The 17290-nt window shown below is 62.4% G+C and carries 15 protein-coding genes and 1 tRNA gene; 10 read left to right on the top strand and 6 right to left on the bottom strand.

What is annotated here, in order from left to right; all coding sequences use genetic code 11:
- On the bottom strand, positions 1 to 84 hold an 84-nt coding region (locus WNZ15_RS23745), incomplete at its 3' end, for a transposase (RefSeq protein WP_342895521.1).
- A 361-nt stretch (positions 85 to 445) separates the two neighbouring features.
- On the opposite strand from WNZ15_RS23745, the gene WNZ15_RS23740 reads away from it, so the two are divergent.
- The gene (locus WNZ15_RS23740; protein WP_342895516.1) at positions 446 to 607 is read left to right on the top strand and encodes a hypothetical protein; all 162 of its coding nucleotides are present in this window, start codon (positions 446 to 448) and stop codon (positions 605 to 607) included.
- On the opposite strand, the gene WNZ15_RS23735 is transcribed toward WNZ15_RS23740, so the two are convergent.
- Positions 586 to 662: transfer RNA gene (locus tag WNZ15_RS23735), tRNA-Met, on the bottom strand. The genes WNZ15_RS23740 and WNZ15_RS23735 overlap by 22 nt on opposite strands.
- A gap of 114 nt (positions 663 to 776) precedes the next feature.
- A complete protein-coding gene (gene mnmA, locus WNZ15_RS23730) occupies positions 777 to 1955 on the bottom strand; it encodes a tRNA 2-thiouridine(34) synthase MnmA (protein WP_342895515.1) in 1179 nt (392 codons plus the stop codon).
- A 414-nt stretch (positions 1956 to 2369) separates the two neighbouring features.
- Between mnmA and WNZ15_RS23725 the strand changes: the two genes are divergently transcribed.
- The 9 genes from WNZ15_RS23725 to flhA all read left to right on the top strand — a co-directional run bounded on the left by WNZ15_RS23725 (position 2370) and on the right by flhA (position 13767).
- Complete coding sequence (locus WNZ15_RS23725; RefSeq protein WP_342895514.1) at positions 2370 to 4385, top strand: flagellar hook-length control protein FliK; 2016 nt, start codon at positions 2370 to 2372, stop codon at positions 4383 to 4385.
- Positions 4386 to 4415: 30 nt separating this feature from the next.
- Complete coding sequence (locus tag WNZ15_RS23720; RefSeq protein WP_342895513.1) at positions 4416 to 5075, top strand: flagellar hook capping FlgD N-terminal domain-containing protein; 660 nt, start codon at positions 4416 to 4418, stop codon at positions 5073 to 5075.
- A 498-nt stretch (positions 5076 to 5573) separates the two neighbouring features.
- On the top strand, positions 5574 to 5849 hold the full coding sequence (locus WNZ15_RS23715) for a DUF1153 domain-containing protein (protein WP_068412649.1): 276 nt from the start codon (positions 5574 to 5576) through the stop codon (positions 5847 to 5849).
- Between the two features lie 473 nt (positions 5850 to 6322).
- Entirely contained in the window at positions 6323 to 7936 is a 1614-nt protein-coding gene (gene fliF, locus WNZ15_RS23710; protein WP_342895512.1) for a flagellar basal-body MS-ring/collar protein FliF, read from the top strand.
- Entirely contained in the window at positions 7936 to 8985 is a 1050-nt protein-coding gene (gene fliG / locus WNZ15_RS23705; RefSeq protein ID WP_342895511.1) for a flagellar motor switch protein FliG, read from the top strand. The genes fliF and fliG overlap by 1 nt, the downstream gene beginning before the upstream one ends.
- Complete coding sequence (locus tag WNZ15_RS23700; RefSeq protein WP_342895510.1) at positions 8985 to 9716, top strand: FliH/SctL family protein; 732 nt, start codon at positions 8985 to 8987, stop codon at positions 9714 to 9716. The genes fliG and WNZ15_RS23700 overlap by 1 nt, the downstream gene beginning before the upstream one ends.
- Positions 9713 to 10048, top strand: coding sequence for a flagellar motor switch protein FliN (gene fliN / locus WNZ15_RS23695; RefSeq protein ID WP_342895509.1), 336 nt, complete (start codon positions 9713 to 9715; stop codon positions 10046 to 10048). The genes WNZ15_RS23700 and fliN overlap by 4 nt, the downstream gene beginning before the upstream one ends.
- Positions 10049 to 10060: 12 nt before the next feature.
- Positions 10061 to 11413, top strand: coding sequence for a sigma-54 dependent transcriptional regulator (locus tag WNZ15_RS23690; RefSeq protein WP_342895508.1), 1353 nt, complete (start codon positions 10061 to 10063; stop codon positions 11411 to 11413).
- Positions 11414 to 11595: 182 nt separating this feature from the next.
- Positions 11596 to 13767 (top strand): flagellar biosynthesis protein FlhA, encoded by a 2172-nt coding sequence (gene flhA / locus WNZ15_RS23685; RefSeq protein WP_342895507.1) that lies wholly within the window; start codon positions 11596 to 11598, stop codon positions 13765 to 13767.
- Between the two features lie 58 nt (positions 13768 to 13825).
- On the opposite strand, the gene WNZ15_RS23680 is transcribed toward flhA, so the two are convergent.
- The 3 genes from WNZ15_RS23680 to WNZ15_RS23670 all read right to left on the bottom strand — a co-directional run bounded on the left by WNZ15_RS23680 (position 13826) and on the right by WNZ15_RS23670 (position 17270).
- A complete protein-coding gene (locus tag WNZ15_RS23680) occupies positions 13826 to 14878 on the bottom strand; it encodes a hypothetical protein (RefSeq protein ID WP_342895506.1) in 1053 nt (350 codons plus the stop codon).
- 140 nt (positions 14879 to 15018) lie between these two features.
- Positions 15019 to 16545 carry a HAMP domain-containing sensor histidine kinase gene (locus WNZ15_RS23675; RefSeq protein ID WP_342895505.1) on the bottom strand — a complete coding sequence of 509 codons (1527 nt, stop codon included), beginning with the start codon at positions 16543 to 16545 and terminating at the stop codon, positions 15019 to 15021.
- Between the two features lie 29 nt (positions 16546 to 16574).
- A complete protein-coding gene (locus tag WNZ15_RS23670; protein ID WP_342895504.1) occupies positions 16575 to 17270 on the bottom strand; it encodes a response regulator transcription factor in 696 nt (231 codons plus the stop codon).
- Positions 17271 to 17290 lie beyond the last annotated feature (20 nt).

The following is a 17290-nucleotide window of genomic DNA, read 5'->3' as shown; positions in this document are numbered from 1 at the left end:
CACCTCCGCGACCGGATAGCCGCGCTCGGTGATCTGCGCCACCGCGTCCCGTTTGAAATCATCACTGAAATTGCTCGGGCCCATCATGGCCACCTTGCCTCAAATTTAGGAAAGAAGGCGTCTACAAATCTAGGGGCTATTCAATCACGATCACGATGAGGTGGCTTTCGCAAAGGCATAGCCGGTTCGTTTTCGACGCTCGAGGACGCGACTTTTGGTCTAGATTGCCGTCAAGCCTGTTGGTTCCCGATCTCTGGTGCAACGGCTGTGGCCTTGAGGGATCTTCGGAGACGAGCTTCGAACCAGGGAATGAGGCTAAGCAATTCTTCAGTGTCCGACGGGTTTTCAGCACGCGCAATCAGGGCATTGTAGGCGCTGGCCTGTTCGTCCAGGAGAACGTCAGCCGGGAGCTTCACGCTTTCGTCCTTCAGGAAGTTGCGAACACATGGGTGACACGTTCCGTTTTTCGGCAGGTGTTGATGCTGTGGAAAAAAGTGTTCGCAACAGTTTTCGATCGCACGTTCTCGCGGTGATCGCGATGCCGACTTTACATCCAGAACAGAAATTTCCATATTTTCAGGGAAATGGTAGCGGAGGAGGGACTTGAACCCCCGACACGCGGATTATGATTCCGCTGCTCTAACCAGCTGAGCTACTCCGCCATCCATGCGGCAGGACCGTGGAAGGCCCCTCGCGACGTGGGGTGCTTATAGTGAGGCTGCGGGCGGGCGTCAAGCGTGGATCTTGCGCCCGCGCGCATTCTTTTGCCGGGCCCGTCAGGTGGCCGTAACCGGCGCTTCGGCTTGTGGAAAATCGATGGTCCAGGAGCCGGTGCGCTCGGTCTTGTGGATCCAGCCGCCGCCCAGAACACGGGCGGTTTCATCGTCGCCGTCGAAGAAGACGCAGGCCTGGCCGGGAGCGACGCCGGTTTCGGCGTTGGAGAGGTCGACAAAGGCCTTGCCGTTGAGGATCCGCAAGGTCGCCGGCGCCGGCGGGCGGGTGGAGCGGACCTTGGCGAAGATCTCGATCTCGTCGCCCTCGTCGAGGGGCTGGTCGCCGATCCAGTTCATCTCGCGCAAAAGGATCGTCCGGGTTGCCAGCGCGGCGCGCGGGCCGACCACCACACGGCGTTCCTCCGGGTCGAGGCGAACCACATACAGCGGCTCGCCGGTGGCGACGCCGAGGCCGCGGCGCTGGCCGATGGTGTAGTGGATGATGCCGTCGTGCCGGCCGAGGGTCCTGCCGTCCATATGGACGATCGCGCCCGGTTCGGCCGCGTTGGGGCGCAGCTTGCGGATGACGGCGGCATAGTCGCCGTCCGGCACGAAGCAGATGTCCTGGCTGTCCGGCTTGCCCGCGACCGACAGGCCGAACCCGGCCGCCAGTTCGCGTACTTTCGACTTGGGCATGCCGCCGAGCGGAAACCGGACGAAGTCGAGCTGCTCCTGGGTTGTGGCGAACAGGAAATAGCTCTGGTCCCGGTCGAGATCGGCGGGCCGGTAGAGAGCGCGCCTGTTGCCCGCCGCCTCGGAGCGCACGTAATGGCCCGTGGCCAGGGCGTCTGCGCCCAGGTCCCGCGCGGTCTTCAGGAGGTCGGTGAATTTGACCGTCTGGTTGCAGGACACGCAGGGGATCGGCGTTTCGCCGGCGATGTAGCTGTCGGCGAACCGGTCCATGACCTGTTCCTTGAACCGGCTTTCATAGTCCAGCACGTAATGGGGAATGCCGATTGTCTCCGCCGCCCGGCGGGCGTCGTGAATGTCGACCCCGGCGCAGCAGGACTTCGCCTTGGCGACCAGGGCGCCATGATCGTAAAGCTGCAGCGTGACGCCGACGACATCATAGCCCTGCTGCTTCATCAGGGCGGCAACGACCGAGCTGTCGACACCACCGGACATGGCAACGACAACGCGCGTGTCTTCCGGGCGGCCGGGCAGATCCAGACTGTTTCGCATTCTCTCAAGCTTCCAGAAATCCTGGCCGATCATGCGCACCGGACGCTTTGCGCATCCGGGCCGCCCGCTCCGGTCAGGAGGACGGCGGGCCGATCTCGGGGACGCTTCCCCGGGCCAATACGTATCGTTGACGGCACTATACAGATATGGGCGGAGGATGCCAAATGCGCTCTCTGCATAACAGGGCAGCACGCGGGGTCAGCACACGGTGTCAGCACACGGGGCCAACATGGCAGGCACGCATTGCCTGACCGGCAAAGCTTGCCGCCCGCCGCCCGCATCCCCGGGCAGGCAGGTGAGTATTTTCTCAATGAATTCAGTCATCTTTTGAAAGTATCAGGTTGGCCCGATGTTTGCTTCTGTTCCTCCGACGACATGTGCCCGCAGTGACGGGCGAAGATTTCGGGGGCGCACGTGCTGCCATTTGGACTGACAACGGATGTATCTGCCGGGGCGCTTGCTGCCGGTGCCGGGCAAGTGCCGGGGGCTGCGGGCGCGGCCGCCGGTGGGCTTGCCGCGAATTCCGGGCCTGGAGCGCGGGAGACAGGTTTTGCCGACGAGCTGAAGGCGCTTGGCGCCCAGGACGCCGCGGCAGCCGATCCGGGCGCGGCCACTCAGGCTGGAGCCGTCGCGCAGGGGCAGCCGCAGACAAGCTCGGCGAATGACGCGATCCGGGTGCTGAGCGAGGCCGCCGGAGACGCCGCGGCGCCGTCTCAGCCGCTGACGGTGGCCCTGCTTACTGATCCGGCCGATGGGGCAGGTCCGGACGTGGCTACGCAGGCAGCCACGACGGGTGCGGTGCCGGAGGGTGACGCGGTTCCGGGCGAAGAACAGACAGGCGAGCAGACCCCCGACATGCCGGTGCCCGGCGAGGCCGTTCCGGCCGTCGCCGCGATGGCGCCGGTATTTCCTGGCGCGGAAGCGGCGTTGCCTGATGCGGCCGTGCCGGGGTCCGGTTCCGGAACTTCATCTGTACCCGCGCCGGGTCTGGCATCTTCGGGGCCGGTGCCTTCGGGCGCGGCGCCTTTGGGTGCCGGCACTGGCGCCGGGAATGGAACTGGGAATGGCGCCGGTTCAGTGGCAGGTGCGGCCGGCGGGATTGCGCCTGCCGTCGGCGGCGGGGCCGCAGATCCGCAGCTGTCTTCAGCGGCAGGGGTCGCAGGAGGCACGAAGGGGGCAGGTGAGGGCGCAGGTCCGGCCGTTTCGGTGGATGCCTCCGGTCAGGATGCGGTCAAGGCCGGGCGGCGCTGGACCAACGAACTGGCCCAGGAATTCAGGGCACCCGCACAGGTTCAGGTGCCCGCAACTCCGGCGGCGGCTTCCGCCGGCCTTGCAGCTGCCGGCCTGGCAGCAGCGGGAGTGCCGGGGGGCGGTGAGGCCGCCCTCGCATCGATGAATGCCGGAGCGCTGCCGGCCGGCAACGGGTCGAAACCGGCCCAGTCCGGTCCGGCGGGTGCCGGTCCGGCCACTGGTCAGGCCCTGCCGGTGCCGGTTGCCACCGCACCTGTGACGGCGGCGCCGTCCGGCGGGAGCGCAACGGGTGAGGCTGCCGCGATGACGGCAGGTCCTGCCCAGGCCGGCGCGGCGCCGGCTCCGGTTGCGGCCGGGGCAACGGCGTCTTCCGGGGATGCGGCGAGCGGGCTGTTGCCGCCGCTGCCTGAAAACGGTTCATCCGCCGGAGGCGAGAGCGGGGCGTCCGACAAGCTCGCGGCCGGTACGTCGCAGACGGCCGCCGGGCCGGCATCTCCCGGTGCTGGTCAGGGCGGGGCTGAACCCGGCCAGGGACCGGCGGCGCGCCTCGACGCTCAGGCCGGTGCCGCCGGATCTCAGGCCGCCCTTGCGGCAGCATCGGCTCTGCTGCCGGAGGATGCCGAGCTTCCCGCCGGCACACCGGAACCTGGAGCGGGCACGGAGTTCATCACGGCGAGCGTGCGCGGCGGCGACCTGAACGGCGCCATGCGCACGGAAAGCCTGCAAACGCCCAACCAGACCCAGTCCTCTCACGCGGCCACGCAGGTCGCGGCCGAAATCGTCCGGAACCTGAAAAACGGACATACCCGGTTCCAGATGCGGTTCGACCCGCCGGAACTCGGCCGTGTGGACGTCAACATGAGAGTGTCCGCCGACGGCAGCGTTCAGGCGCATCTGATCGTTGAACGGCCGGAGACGCTCGACATGTTCCTGCGGGATCAGCGGGGCCTGGAACGGGCCCTGGAAGCCGTAGGCATGTCCGCCGACACCGGAGACCTGCAGTTCTCCCTGAAACAGGACGGCGGCGGTGACTTCGCTTCCGGCCAGGGCGATGGCGACCGGCAATCGGCTTCCGCAGAGGACGCGTCCGACGGATCGTCCGACACAGATCAGGAGGCCGGCGACAGGGTCCGGCTGATGCTCGCCGAACAGCGCGGCGGCCTGGACATGAAAGTTTAGAGGGCACGGTATCCGGCCCAGGAGTGAAACATGACCACAATACCTTCGACATCCACAGCTGCCGCCGGCAGCAGTGCCGCCGGCAGCCAGTCGGGCCTGATCGCGAATTACGAGTTGTTTCTGAACATTCTGACGACGCAGATCCAGAATCAGGACCCGCTCGATCCGCTGGACTCGGCGGAATACACGTCGCAGCTGGTGGAATATTCGAATGTTGAACAGTCGATTCAGCAGAACAAGAATCTCGAGGAAATCATAGCTTCGCTGCAAAGCAGCCAGAGCCTCAGCTATGTCAACTACATCGGCAATGAAGTCACGGCCGATGCCTCGACCACGGCGCTCTCGGGCAGCCAGGCAAGCTGGGACTACGACATCACCGAAGCCGCCACCGGAACCTTCGAGATCCGCAATTCGGGTGGGGCAGTCGTCTACAGCGGCGATGTGGAGCTGGACGCGGGCAGTGGAACCTTCCACTGGAACGGTCAGACGGATTCCGGTCAGGACGCCGTCGACGGGCTCTACACCATCTCCTTCGACGTCAAGGACGCGTCCAGCCGGTCGGAAGCCGTGCGGACGACCGTTTCCGGGGTTGTCGACAGTGTGGACTGGTCCAGTGGCGAGCCCATCCTGCAGGTGGGCAATCAGCGTTTCCCCGTCAGTGCCGTCATGTCGGTCGCTCGCCCGTCCTGACGCGGCCTGCCACATTCTGACGTGTTCTGGCCTGCCCGGGAGCTGAGCCACTTTCCCGGGCGCGCCTGAATTTTCCGTGGGTCCGTCCTGGCGGCGCTCTCCGCCGACCGGATTGAAGTCGGCCGGTACGGCTTTCGCGCCGGAAGGGCCGGAGAACCGGCGTTTCGGCCGGACAAGGGCGGCGCCGGGCGCTGAAGGCCTTCTGCTCGATCGACTCCTGAAAATGATGAGACGGATCTGGATCAAGGGTCGTGGATGGCGCTTGCGCAATTTGCGAGTCTGTTCGCTTTGCCTCGCAAATTGCACGAGCAGGTAAACATGGTTAACAAAACCTGTTATGGGCATTTACAATTGGAGTATATCTTTTCGTAAAATCGTAAATACTATTCATTAAATTTGGATTTTATAGTTAATAAAAACTCAATTTTGCTTTAGTCGTTTGTTAAGCGACATCCTGTAATCTCTCTAAACCTTGGTCATGGTTAGTGTGAGAGTACAATGACCGAACAAATTCGTTCGCGTGTTAAATATGTCATCGGACCCGACGGAAGCCCGCTCACCATAGCGGACCTGCCGCCGACGTCGACAAAACGGTGGGTCATCCGCCGGAAGGCGGAAGTTGTCGCTGCTGTTCGCGGTGGTCTTCTGTCTCTGGAGGAGGCCTGCCAGAGATACACTCTGACAGTGGAGGAATTCCTCTCCTGGCAGAGCTCCATCGAAAAGCACGGCCTGGCCGGTTTGCGGGCAACGAGAGTCCAGCAGTACCGGAACTAACCGGGACCATTGCGGAAAACAAGGCGCGCGTTGCGCCTTGGAAGGGTCGGCTGTGCCGGCCTTTTTTTTGTCCGGTTTTTGTCCGCGCCGGCGCAAGCAGGGCCATCGCCGACGGCCATGTGTGCCACCGGGCTCAAGTGACTTCCGGGGCCGCATGGATTTCGGGCCAGGCGCGGTCGTGTCGCTTGCGCGCGCCTTCGGAGCCGTGATGCCCGTGTGTTCGGACAGGGCCGCCGAGCGAAGTCCGGGCAAAACTTATCCAAACATTAACGCGGTAGGCAGTTTTTCCCCACCTGAGTTGCGTTTTGCATTAAGCGAAAACGCGGAAAGCCGCCAATTTACGATCGTGCAGTCCGGGCTGTTAACCTCTTGTTAACCGTCTGGGCGGCAAATTTTGCCCATCGAAGGTGTGGCGTGCCAAGCCGACTCCCCTAATAACGGTAATGGCATGTTTCAAATGCGGGCGGGCATTCGTGAACGGACTGACAGATTTCATAAAAGCCTTGGGGCCAACGCGCATAGCCGCGATGGGCGCGGTTGCCGCGATCCTGATCGGTGTGTTCGCGTTCATCATCTTCCGGGTTACGGCGCCTCAGATGACCACGCTCTACAATGAACTCACGCTGGAGGATTCCGCGGGCGTCGTCTCCCAGCTGGAAAGCCAGGGCGTGCAGTTTCAGCTGAAGCGGCAGGGTTCGACCATTCTCGTGCCGAGGGAGCAGGTTGACCGGCTGCGGATGCAACTGGCCGCTGAAGGCCTGCCGACGGGCGGCTCCATCGGTTACGAGATCTTCGACCGGAGCGACACGCTCGGCGCGACCAGTTTCGTTCAGAACATCAATCATCTCAGAGCCGTCGAGGGTGAGCTGGCCCGTTCCATCAGCTCCCTTGACCGCATTCGTGCTGCCCGCGTCCACCTGGTGATTCCGGAGCGGCAGCTGTTCCAGAAGGACCGCCGCCCGCCCTCCGCCTCCATCGTTCTGAATGTGCGCGGCGCTCTCGGCCCCGGTGAAATCCGCGCGGTTCAGCACCTTGTCGCCACGGCCGTCGACGGAATGGACCCGGACAGGGTGTCGATCGTCGACGAAAGCGGCCGTCTGCTGGCCTCGGGCGTCGGAAACGACGAGGACGGCATGGTCTCCGCCTCCCTGCAGGAGCGGACCGTGGCGGTGGAGACCCGGCTGCGCGACCAGATCGAGGAGATCCTGAATTCGGTGGTCGGTCCGGGTCGGGCCAGGGTCCGGGTCAATGCGGAAGTCGACTACAACCGCCTGACCGAGACGACTGAAACCTTTGACCCGGAAGGCCAGGTGGTGCGTTCGACCCAGTCCAAGGAAGAGGCCTCCTCCGCCGTATCCCGGAACGGACAGGTGACGGTCGGCAACCAGCTTCCCAATGCGGATGCAGGGCAGGGTGAAGGCGAGCGCGATACCGCGACCCTGACCGAAGAGATCGTCAACTACGAGATTTCCCGCTCGACCCGGACGGAGATTGTCGAGGCAGGTCAGGTCAAGCGCCTGTCCGTGGCCGTCCTGGTCGACGGCACCTACGAGCCAAACGGCGACGGCGACAACGTTTACACGCCCCGGTCCCAGGAAACCCTGGACCGGATCGCCGTTCTGGTGCGCTCCGCGGTCGGCTTCGACCAGGGCCGTGGCGACAGTGTCGAAGTGGTGAACCTGCAGTTTGCCATGCCGCCGCAGGGCGATCTTCTGGCCGAGGGAGACGGCCTGTTCGAGTTCACCCGTGACGACATTATCCGGTTTGCCGAACTGGGCGTCCTGTTCCTGATCGCGCTGTTGCTGCTGCTGTTCGTGGTCCGCCCGCTGCTTCGCCGGATCGTCACACCGGAAGAAAAGCAGCCCCAGGAACTGATGATTGGACCGGACGGCACGCTTGTGGTCGAAACGGAGGTGCCTATGGAAGCCGCCGAAGACGACGCATTCGTCATCGAATGGCTCGAACAGGCCAAGCAGGAAGGCGCCATGCAGGCAAGCTCGATTACCAAGGTTGGCGAAATGATCAAGGACCATCCGACCGAAGCGGTGACCATCGTCCGCGGCTGGCTGGATGAGCAGGCGGCCTGATGGCAAGCGATCAACTCCAGAACCAGCTTCAGGTCAATGCCGACGAGGAGGATCGCGAGCTCAAGGGCGCGGAGCGGGCCGCTGTTCTGCTGTTGGCCCTCGGAGAAACCCATGGCGCTCCGATCTGGCAGAAACTGGACGAGATCGAGGTGCGCCAGGTATCGGCCGCCCTTGCCAATCTCGGTCCTGTCACCCCCACCATGCTGGAGGACCTGTTCAAGGACTTCGTCCGGCGTGTGAGTTCCACCGGCGCCCTGACCGGAAACGTGGACGCCACCGAGCGGCTACTGGGCAGTTTTCTTCCCGGCGACAAGGTCTCCGTCATCATGGAGGAAATCCGGGGTCCGGCCGGGCGCAACATGTGGGAGAAGCTCTCCAATGTGCAGGAGAACGTTCTCGCGAACTATCTGAAGAACGAATACCCGCAGACCGTCGCGGTGGTGCTGTCGAAGATCAATTCCGACCATGCGGCCCGGGTGCTCGGCATTCTGCCGGAAGAGCTGGCGCTCGAAGTGGTCAGCCGCATGCTGCGCATGGACGCGGTGCAGAAGGATGTTCTGGAAAAGGTGGAGCAGACGCTCCGGGTCGAATTCATGTCCAACCTGACCAACACCTCGCGGCGCGACAGCCACGAGATGATGGCCGAGATCTTCAACAATTTCGACCGGCAGACGGAAGCCCGGTTCCTGGCGGCGCTCGAGGAAGACAATCGCGAAGCGGCCGACCGCATCAAGACGCTTATGTTCACCTTCGACGACTTGCTCAAGCTGGATGCGGCAAGCGCCCAGACCCTGCTGCGCCACGTGGAAAAGGACCAGTTGGCGATCGCGCTCAAGGGCTCCACCGACGCCGCCAGGGACTTCTTCTTCGGAAACATGTCGTCGCGGGCGGCGAAGTTGCTGCAGGACGACATGGACGCGCTCGGACCCGTCCGGCTGCGCGACGTGGACGAAGTGCAGACGAGCATGGTGAACAAAGCCAAGGATCTGGCCGCGAAGGGCGAGATCATGATTTCCAAATCCAAGAGCGATGACGAGATCATTTACTGATGCGTGAGCCGGCAGGTAGCTACAACAGAATGGGCAGCATGACCAACCCGTCGAAATATCTGTTCAACATGGACTTCTCCGAACCGGAGGAGCCGGAAGTGGTCGCGCCGCCCGAACCGGAAATCCCGATGATGCCGGTCGGTGAACACAAGCAGCTGCTGAAGACGGCGAAGGCTCAGGCCTTCGAGGAAGGCCGGGCGAAGGCGCTTGAGGATCTGCAGACAAAGCAGGAGACTCTGTTGACCGCGGAAGTCGGCCACCTGGTGTCCGCAGTCGGCGATGTCCTGAAAACTCTCGATGACGTGCAGGCCACCCGCGAGAAAGACGCCATCAGCCTCGCATTTCTTGTGGCCAGACGCCTGTGTGCACACCTCATTGCACGCCAGCCGCTGGCGGAAACGGTGGCGTTGGTGTCAGAATGCCTGGGACCGTTGCGCAATGCTCCGCATCTCGTCATCCGTATCGCGGAAAAAGACGTCGAGGCGCTCAAGAGCCAGGTGGATCCCATTGTGCACGAGAAGGGCTTCGAAGGCCGTCTGGTGATCCTCGGAGAACCCGAAATAAGTCGCGGGGACTGCCATATCGAATGGGCGGACGGCGGCATCCGGCGGGACCGGAAAGCACTCGAAACAGAGATCGACGCGAGCATACGCACCTACCTGCGGGCGCGAAGTTCAGAAAAACGCGCAAAGGCACCCGTCGCACCGGCGGAAAAGGGAACTGACGAATGAGCGACGAACAGGACACAAACATCCCGCTCGACGAGCTGGAAGCACCGGAGCGTCCGGCCGATGACGGTGAGCCGCTCGTGGCCCAGTCCGCGGCGGATCTCGAGGCCGTGTTCGACGTCCCGGTCCGGATCTCGGCAGTTCTCGGGCATTCGAAAATGCATGTGTCCGAGCTTCTGAAACTGGCGTCCGGAACCGTTCTCGAACTCGACCGGAAAGTCGGTGAAGCCATCGACATCTATGTGAACAACCGTCTGGTCGCGCGCGGGGAAGTTGTCCTGGTGGAGGACAAGCTGGGCGTGACCATGACGGAAATAATCAAGACGGATCGATAGGAAGAACAGCAGATGCGTCTGTTAATAGTCGGAACTCTCGGCGGCCAGCTGACAATGGCCTCAAAGATCGCGATGCAGGGCGGGGCTCAGGTCACCCATGCGGACGATGTCGAAGGCGCGTTGAAAGTGCTCAGGTCCGGGCGTGGCGCGGATCTCCTGATGGTCGAGGTGCATCTCGATATCGCCGGTCTGATCGCCAAACTCCAGAGCGAACGCGTGCATGTGCCCGTGGTTGCCTGCGGCGTCGAGACGGATGCGCAGGCGGCCGTGTCCGCCATCCGGGCAGGGGCCAAGGAATACATTCCGCTGCCGCCGGATCCGGAGCTGATCGCCGCCGTGCTGGCAGCGGTCGCGCAGGAGCGCGGCGACCTGATCTACCGGGACGACTCCATGGCGTCGGTTGTCAAACTGGCGGAACAGGTCGCGCCCTCGGAGGCGTCCGTGCTGATCACGGGTGAGTCGGGGACCGGCAAGGAAGTGATCGCCCGGCACGTTCACAAGTGCTCCAACCGGGCGTCGAAGCCGTATATTTCGATCAATTGCGCCGCCATTCCCGAACATCTTCTGGAGTCCGAGCTTTTCGGTCACGAGAAGGGTGCATTCACCGGAGCGGTCGCGCGCCGGATCGGCAAGTTCGAGGAAGCCGACGGCGGTACGCTGCTGCTCGACGAGATTTCCGAGATGGATGTGCGCTTGCAGGCGAAACTGCTGCGCGCCATCCAGGAGCGGGTGATCGATCGCGTCGGTGGCACCCGTCCGGTGCCGGTCAACATCCGTATCCTGGCGACCTCCAACCGGGATCTGGCCGACAGCGTCCGTCAGGGCCAGTTCCGCGAAGATCTTCTGTTCCGGCTGAATGTGGTGAACCTCAAGCTGCCGCCGCTGCGGGCGCGGCCGGCCGATATCATGGAACTTGCCCAGTTTTTCATCAAGCACTATTCCGAGGCGAACGGGGTGCCGATCAGGCCGGTCTCCGCCGAGGCGCGCCAGGCGCTGATGTCCAATCCGTGGCCGGGCAACGTGCGCGAACTGGAAAACACCATCCATCGGGCCATCCTGCTGGCCAGTGGCGAAGATATCGGCGTCGAGGCGATCCGCATGCCGGACGGTTCTCCACTGAGCGGCTCCAAGGGCGCGGCGGAGCGGGCCGCCCAGACGGCGGAAGCGGTGACACGCTCGTTTGTGGGGCGCACCGTCGCCGACGTGGAGAGGGATCTCATTCTGGACACGCTGGATCACTGCCTCGGAAACCGGACCCACGCGGCGAAAATTCTGGGAATCTCGATCCGCACCCTGCGCAACAAGCTGAATCAATATACCGATGAAGGGGTCAGTGTGCCCGCTCCGGGCGAAGCCCGCATGTGAGACCCCGGCCCGGTCGGGGCCGAATGAACACACCGGGGCAGGACCGGGCCAGACCAGACCAGACCAGACTGGCAGAACAGCCCGGTCGGGGCTGAAACAAGAGAGACAGCCCGGTTGAACCCGGGACACTGAAATCGGCGCGGAGAAAAGGCTCTCGGCGCAGTTGAGGATACCGAAGCGGAATGTCGGACACGGCAGCAGGCGGACAAGACGGAGCCGCACCGGAGCAGAAAGCGGTTGCCGTTCCCCCGCAGGGGGGCGGCCTTTCCGGCCTGCCCAGCCTCCGGGAGCTGATCGACACCCTGCGCAAGGGCGATATCGGTCTGGCGACCGGTATCCTTGTGATCCTGACGCTGCTGATCCTGCCGATGCCGCCGGTCATGCTGGACATGTTCCTGGCCGTGTCGATCATCTTTTCGGTGCTGGTCCTGATGACCGGCCTGTTCATCCAGAGACCCCTGGAATTCTCGTCGTTTCCGACCGTTCTGCTGATCGCGACCATGTTGCGGCTCGGTCTCAACATTGCCTCGACGCGGCTTATCCTGGCCAACGGCCACGAAGGAACGGCGGCGGCGGGAAATGTCATCCAGTCCTTCGGCAACCTTGTCATGGGCGGGAATTTCGTCATCGGGATCATCGTGTTCGCGATCCTGGTGATCGTGAACTTCGTCGTGATCACCAAGGGTTCGGGCCGTATCGCCGAAGTGGCTGCCCGGTTCACGCTGGACGCCATGCCCGGCAAGCAGATGGCCATCGACGCGGATCTGTCCGCCGGCCTGATCGACGAAGGCGAGGCCAAGTCGCGCCGGAAGGCCCTGGAGGACGAAAGTTCCTTTTTCGGAGCCATGGACGGTGCCTCCAAATTCGTGCGCGGCGATGCCATCGCGGGTCTGCTGATCACGTTCATCAACATCCTGGGGGGCATCTTCATCGGTGTTGCCCAGATGGAGCTGTCTTTCAGCGAGGCGGCCAACAATTACACGCTGCTGACCATCGGCGACGGTCTGGTCTCCCAGATACCGGCGCTCATCGTGTCGACCGCGGCTGGCCTTCTGGTCTCCAAGGCCGGCGTCCATGGTGCCGCCGACAAGGCGTTGACGAGCCAGTTCACCGGCTATCCGAAGGCGCTCGGCATGTCCGCGGCGGTCATGGTGGTCCTGGCGCTGCTGCCGGGCATGCCGATCTTTCCGTTCATCAGCCTGGCCGGTCTGGCCGGCTATCTGGCCTACAAGACAAGTTCGAAGAAGAAGCAGGACGCTGTCAAGGTCGCCAAGGACAAGGCGGTCGAGGCAGCGCCCAAGCCACCGCCCGAGCCGCCGATCACCGATGCGCTGAAGATGGACGAACTCAGGATCGAGCTGGGCTACGCGCTGTTGCCGCTGATCAACGGCAAGGCCCAGGGCGACGGCGACATCCTGACGGAACAGATCAAGGCGCTGCGCCGCCAGGTCGCCGGCGACATGGGCGTGATCATGCCGCCCGTGCGTATCCTCGACAATATTCAGCTCGGCGCGAACGACTATGTGATCAAGGTCAAGGAGGTCGAGGCCGGGCGCGGCGTGCTCTATCCGAACCACTTCATGGTGATGGATCCGGCCGGTGGTCAGGTCAAGCTGCCGGGAACGCACACCACCGAGCCGACCTTCGGCCTGCCTGCGACCTGGGTGGAGGCCCAGTACCGCGAGGATGCGTCCCTGCGCGGCTATACCGTGGTCGATCCGGCCACCGTTCTGTCCACCCATCTGACGGAAACGATCAAGGCCAATATCAGCGAGCTGCTGACCTATGGCGATGTCCAGAAACTCCTGAAGGAACTGGAAGGCGAGCAGGCCAAGCTGGTCGAGGACCTGATTCCGTCGCAGATCACGGTGTCCGGTGTGCAGCGTGTGCTGCAGACGCTGCTCAACGAGCGGATCTCCGTGCGCGATCTGGGAACCATCCTGGAAGGGGTCTCGGAGGCCACCGGCATGACCCGGAACACCGACACCATCGCCGAACACGTGCGCACCCGCCTGGGCCGCCAGATCTGCGCCGCCAATCTGTCGCCGGGCGGATATCTGCCTCTGGTCGCGCTGTCGCCCCAATGGGAGCAGGCGTTCCTCGAGGCGATCGTCGGCGAGGGCGACGATCGGCAGCTTGCCATGCAGCCGAGCAAACTCCAGGAATTCGTCGGCCGCGTGCGCGATGCCTTCGAGGAGGCCGCCCAGCAGGGCGAGGTTCCGGTGCTCTTGACCTCACCGCAGACCCGGCCGTTCGTGCGCTCCATCGTCGAACGCTTCCGCGCGCACACGACCATCATGAGTCAGGCGGAAGTGCATCCGCGCATCAAGCTGAAGACCATCGGGTCGATCTGAGGCCGGGTTCTCGCAATCGACAACCCGGTCTTGAAGCAAGCGTGGAACAGCACCCCACCTAGAGGCATGAAAGAAGGTCTTGTTCGAAATAGGGTTTTTGGTTCCCCCAGAACATGTAGTCGACCTTCAGGAAATCCTTTGCAAAGGCATGCAGGACCGGGACGATGTTCTCGTGGTCGTCCACCACCTTGAGCGTATTTGTCGTTCCAATGTAGTTTCCATCCTGGACTGCGATGCCAAGGGGCGTTGTGTAATTTCCTTCATGCATCATCGCCAGGGCATGGTTTAACTGGCCTTTCCGTGTGTAGATGAGATCGGGCGCCCCAAGACCCACGCCGGTTTCTTCGCCAAAGTCGTAGAGCCCTCTCAAATAGCCTTTGTTTTCCCAGGGAAGCCATTCGCCGGGCATGAAATTGGCGTATTGCATGACCGTTGACGTCGGAAAGGCCGACTTCAGGGCCCGCAAGTTGACTTTGAGGCCGTGCGCATACTTTTCCGGAGAAAAGGACGCATCGGTTCGAGCGGTGATGCCAATTGCGGTTTCCTGGAGGTTCAGGCCCTCGATCTCTCCGTCGAACTCGGCGCCGAGTGCCGCCAGAAGTGCAGCAAACCGGTCCTGGACGGCGCTGTTCCAACGCTTTGCGACCCAGCCTTCCAGGCGGCCTTCATCGGTAAACTGGGGTGAAACGCCGCCATCAAATTGCAGCGTCAGCAGATAGTTGGGAACCGGTTTAAACGCTTGAGAGAATGAAGCGTCCTGCAATTGAACGAAGAGCTTTTTGCCGTGCGCGGCCAGATAGACCAGATCGTCCTGAATTGCCGAAAAATCGTAGCGGCCGCGTGCCGGTTCCAATTGCCGCCAGGAATACATGATCTGTGCTCCAGCCAGCCGTTCGTTCTTCAGGAGCGGATGGTCGTGTATGGCATCGCGATCGCGTGCAAAATAAACGAAATGCGCAATTTGATCTGCCTCCAGGGGACAGGACGCGCCGGAGTATGTCTTGTGGACATCCAGGTATCTTTCGCTGGGTTTGTCCCATGCGTGGCCGGTCGTGCTGCCGAGGAGCATGCCTGCTGCCAGAAGCGCAACCGGCGTTAAAAAACGTGTCATTTGAATCGCCTTGTTTGTGAAGTTGCTGGGATGAGCGTGAAGGAGACGACAGCAAAATAACGTCGGTTCCGGAACGGTTCGCCGGTGCAGCCGCGCAGGAATGGTGCAGGGTTTGTGCAGATCGGCCCGTCTCTCGCGTTTCAGCGAGAAGAATGGCCAAAGCCCGGAAATGCAATCCGGAACACAGCACCACTCATTGACCGAACGGGCTCGATATGCGCGCCGTATTGCTGCAAGATCGCGTCGACGATCGACAGGCCAAGCCCTGTTCCGCCGCTGTCGCGACGGGTGGTGTAAAAAGGTTCCGTGAGCCGGCCCAGGTCTTCCTGGGGAAATCCCTCACCATTGTCCGCAATCGTCAATACATTGTCTTCCCAGGTAATTTCCAGCCGGCTGGCGCAGTGACCGACGGCGTTCTGGGCCAGATGCGACAACACCGTCTTTCCATGCGGGAGAGACAGCGGGAGCAAGGTTTCACCCGCAGGGCAGATGATCTGGAGAGAAGGACATGCCGGGAGCATGTCAGTGAGTTGCGCTGGCGTTCCCCTTGTTGCTTGTTGCAGTCTGGTCATCTCCCGAAGCTGGTTCAGGAGGCGGTCCATTCGGTTCCCCTGTGATTGCAGGGTTGCAAGCAACTCACGACGCGAGGCCTCGGGCAGGGAAGTGTCTTCAAGCAGTTCGGAGGCAGACAAGATTGCCGTTACCGGTGCCTTGAGTTCGTGTGTCACATGGGTGGTGTAGGTGCTTATGTCTGTTGACCGGTTCACAAGACACCCGGCCATCAAGACGAGGGCGTCGCCAAGTTGGGCGAGTTCCCTTGTGCCGTAGTGCGACAACGGCTCAAGGTTCTCAAGATCCCCTTCGGCCAAGGCACTTGCCTGATTTCTCAGATTGCGGACCGGACCGGATATCCAACGCACCAGAAAGGTGCCCAGAACACCGGCCCCGAGCGCGGTAACGGTGGTCAGGATTGCAATCGAAAGCCATTCGTCGGACAGGTAGGCGACGACCTCGCTCGGCGTTCTGGACAGATAGACGGCCCCAATCACACGGTTCTCGCTGATCACCGGATAGGCGACAAACACCCTGAAACCGGTGCCTCGGTTGACGGTCAGAAAGGTCGCGTTTTTTTCCGCGCCCTCGCGCCACCTCAGGGCGGCTCCGATCCCGCCGGACAGGGCCGTGCTGACTTCGGAGATCTCGGCCAGGCTGCCGGTGTCCGCAGACTGAAGGTCGAGACCGTTGTGATCAAGAAAAAGGGCGTTCGAGAGCGTGATACGGCTGGATCTGGAGGACAGCAAGTCAAGACTTGAAGCGATTGCACGGTGTCTGGGGCCGAGTCTCCTGTCACTGGATGTCGCTTCCGGCCGGACCGGCAAGATGGTGTCCTGGCGGAGATCCAGAATTGACTGAAACGTTCTGGCTCTTGCGTTCCAGAAAACGCGCTTCGGCGGCGGCAGGTAGTATCCCGGCATTTTCTCGCCGCCGGTTGCGCGGGTCGCAGCCTCAAATGCGGCCGCGTAGGCACTGGCGTAAATTGCGCCCTGCTGAATAAGGGACCGTTCGGTTTCGTGGATGAACCGGTTGACGCCCAGCTTCAAGACAAGGATCGAGGTAACGGGCACTGCGAACATGACGCAGCAAACAGCGACGACCACAAACGCCATCGGAGGACGCCACTTTTGTGAGGGACGGATCACAATGCGTCTTGCTCAAGTCTGCAACTTCCAAGTCGCAGCCCCACGCCGCGGATCGTTCTGATGATGTCCCGGCAGTCGAGAGCCGCCGCTTTGGCTCTGATGTTGCGGACATGGCTGTCGATTGTGCGTCCGGACAGCGCGGTGTTTCGGCCATAGATTTCCTGGATCATGGCATTCCGGCTGATCAGCTTCTCAGGATGCCGCAACAGGGTTGCCAGAACGGTGAACTCTCTCGCAGTCAATGGAAGTTCGCGGCCGCCGATCCGGCAAACATGTCCCTGTTCGTCCAGGTGCACATCGCCATGGCGCAGGATCTCTTCCCGGCGGGACCCTCCGCGACCGAGAATTGCCCTGATCCGCAAGACCAGTTCGCGTGGGGAAAACGGCTTTGTGACGTAATCGTCGGCCCCCAGCTCAAAGCCCAGGACGCGATCAATTTCCTCGTCGTGAGCGGTGAGGAACAGAATCGGCACGCGAGAGGTGGCGCGAATGCGCTGGCAGCAGTGAAAGCCGTTCATGACAGGCATACCGATATCCAGGACGATCAAATCCGGCTTCAGCTGACGCAGCATGTCGAGAGCCTGTTGCCCGCCCGCAGCCTCTGCCGTGTTCATGCCGGCGTTTTCCGCCGCTATCCTGATGACACCGCGAATATGCGGATCGTCATCGACAATCAAGATTTCCGGTTTCATGGCGAGACTTGGTTCCCCAG

Origin of the sequence: Roseibium sp. AS2 (assembly GCF_038900065.1) — a bacterium.
Classification (GTDB): Bacteria; Pseudomonadota; Alphaproteobacteria; order Rhizobiales; family Stappiaceae; genus Roseibium.
Note: the sequence above shows the minus strand (reverse complement) of the source record. Positions and strands in the feature narration are given on the sequence as shown.

Excerpts from the sequence above, each read along its gene's own strand:
- WNZ15_RS23675 (WP_342895505.1), bottom strand. The coding sequence starts at position 16,545 with ATGGCGTTTGTGGTCGTCGCTGTTTGCTGCGTCATGTTCGCAGTGCCC.
- WNZ15_RS23715 (WP_068412649.1), top strand. The coding sequence starts at position 5,574 with ATGACCGAACAAATTCGTTCGCGTGTTAAATATGTCATCGGACCCGAC.
- WNZ15_RS23690 (WP_342895508.1), top strand. The coding sequence starts at position 10,061 with ATGCGTCTGTTAATAGTCGGAACTCTCGGCGGCCAGCTGACAATGGCC.
- WNZ15_RS23680 (WP_342895506.1), bottom strand. The coding sequence starts at position 14,878 with ATGACACGTTTTTTAACGCCGGTTGCGCTTCTGGCAGCAGGCATGCTC.
- fliN (WP_342895509.1), top strand. The coding sequence starts at position 9,713 with ATGAGCGACGAACAGGACACAAACATCCCGCTCGACGAGCTGGAAGCA.
- WNZ15_RS23670 (WP_342895504.1), bottom strand. The coding sequence starts at position 17,270 with ATGAAACCGGAAATCTTGATTGTCGATGACGATCCGCATATTCGCGGT.
- flhA (WP_342895507.1), top strand. The coding sequence starts at position 11,596 with ATGTCGGACACGGCAGCAGGCGGACAAGACGGAGCCGCACCGGAGCAG.
- fliG (WP_342895511.1), top strand. The coding sequence starts at position 7,936 with ATGGCAAGCGATCAACTCCAGAACCAGCTTCAGGTCAATGCCGACGAG.
- WNZ15_RS23740 (WP_342895516.1), top strand. The coding sequence starts at position 446 with ATGGGTGACACGTTCCGTTTTTCGGCAGGTGTTGATGCTGTGGAAAAA.
- mnmA (WP_342895515.1), bottom strand. The coding sequence starts at position 1,955 with ATGCGAAACAGTCTGGATCTGCCCGGCCGCCCGGAAGACACGCGCGTT.
- WNZ15_RS23720 (WP_342895513.1), top strand. The coding sequence starts at position 4,416 with ATGACCACAATACCTTCGACATCCACAGCTGCCGCCGGCAGCAGTGCC.
- WNZ15_RS23700 (WP_342895510.1), top strand. The coding sequence starts at position 8,985 with ATGCGTGAGCCGGCAGGTAGCTACAACAGAATGGGCAGCATGACCAAC.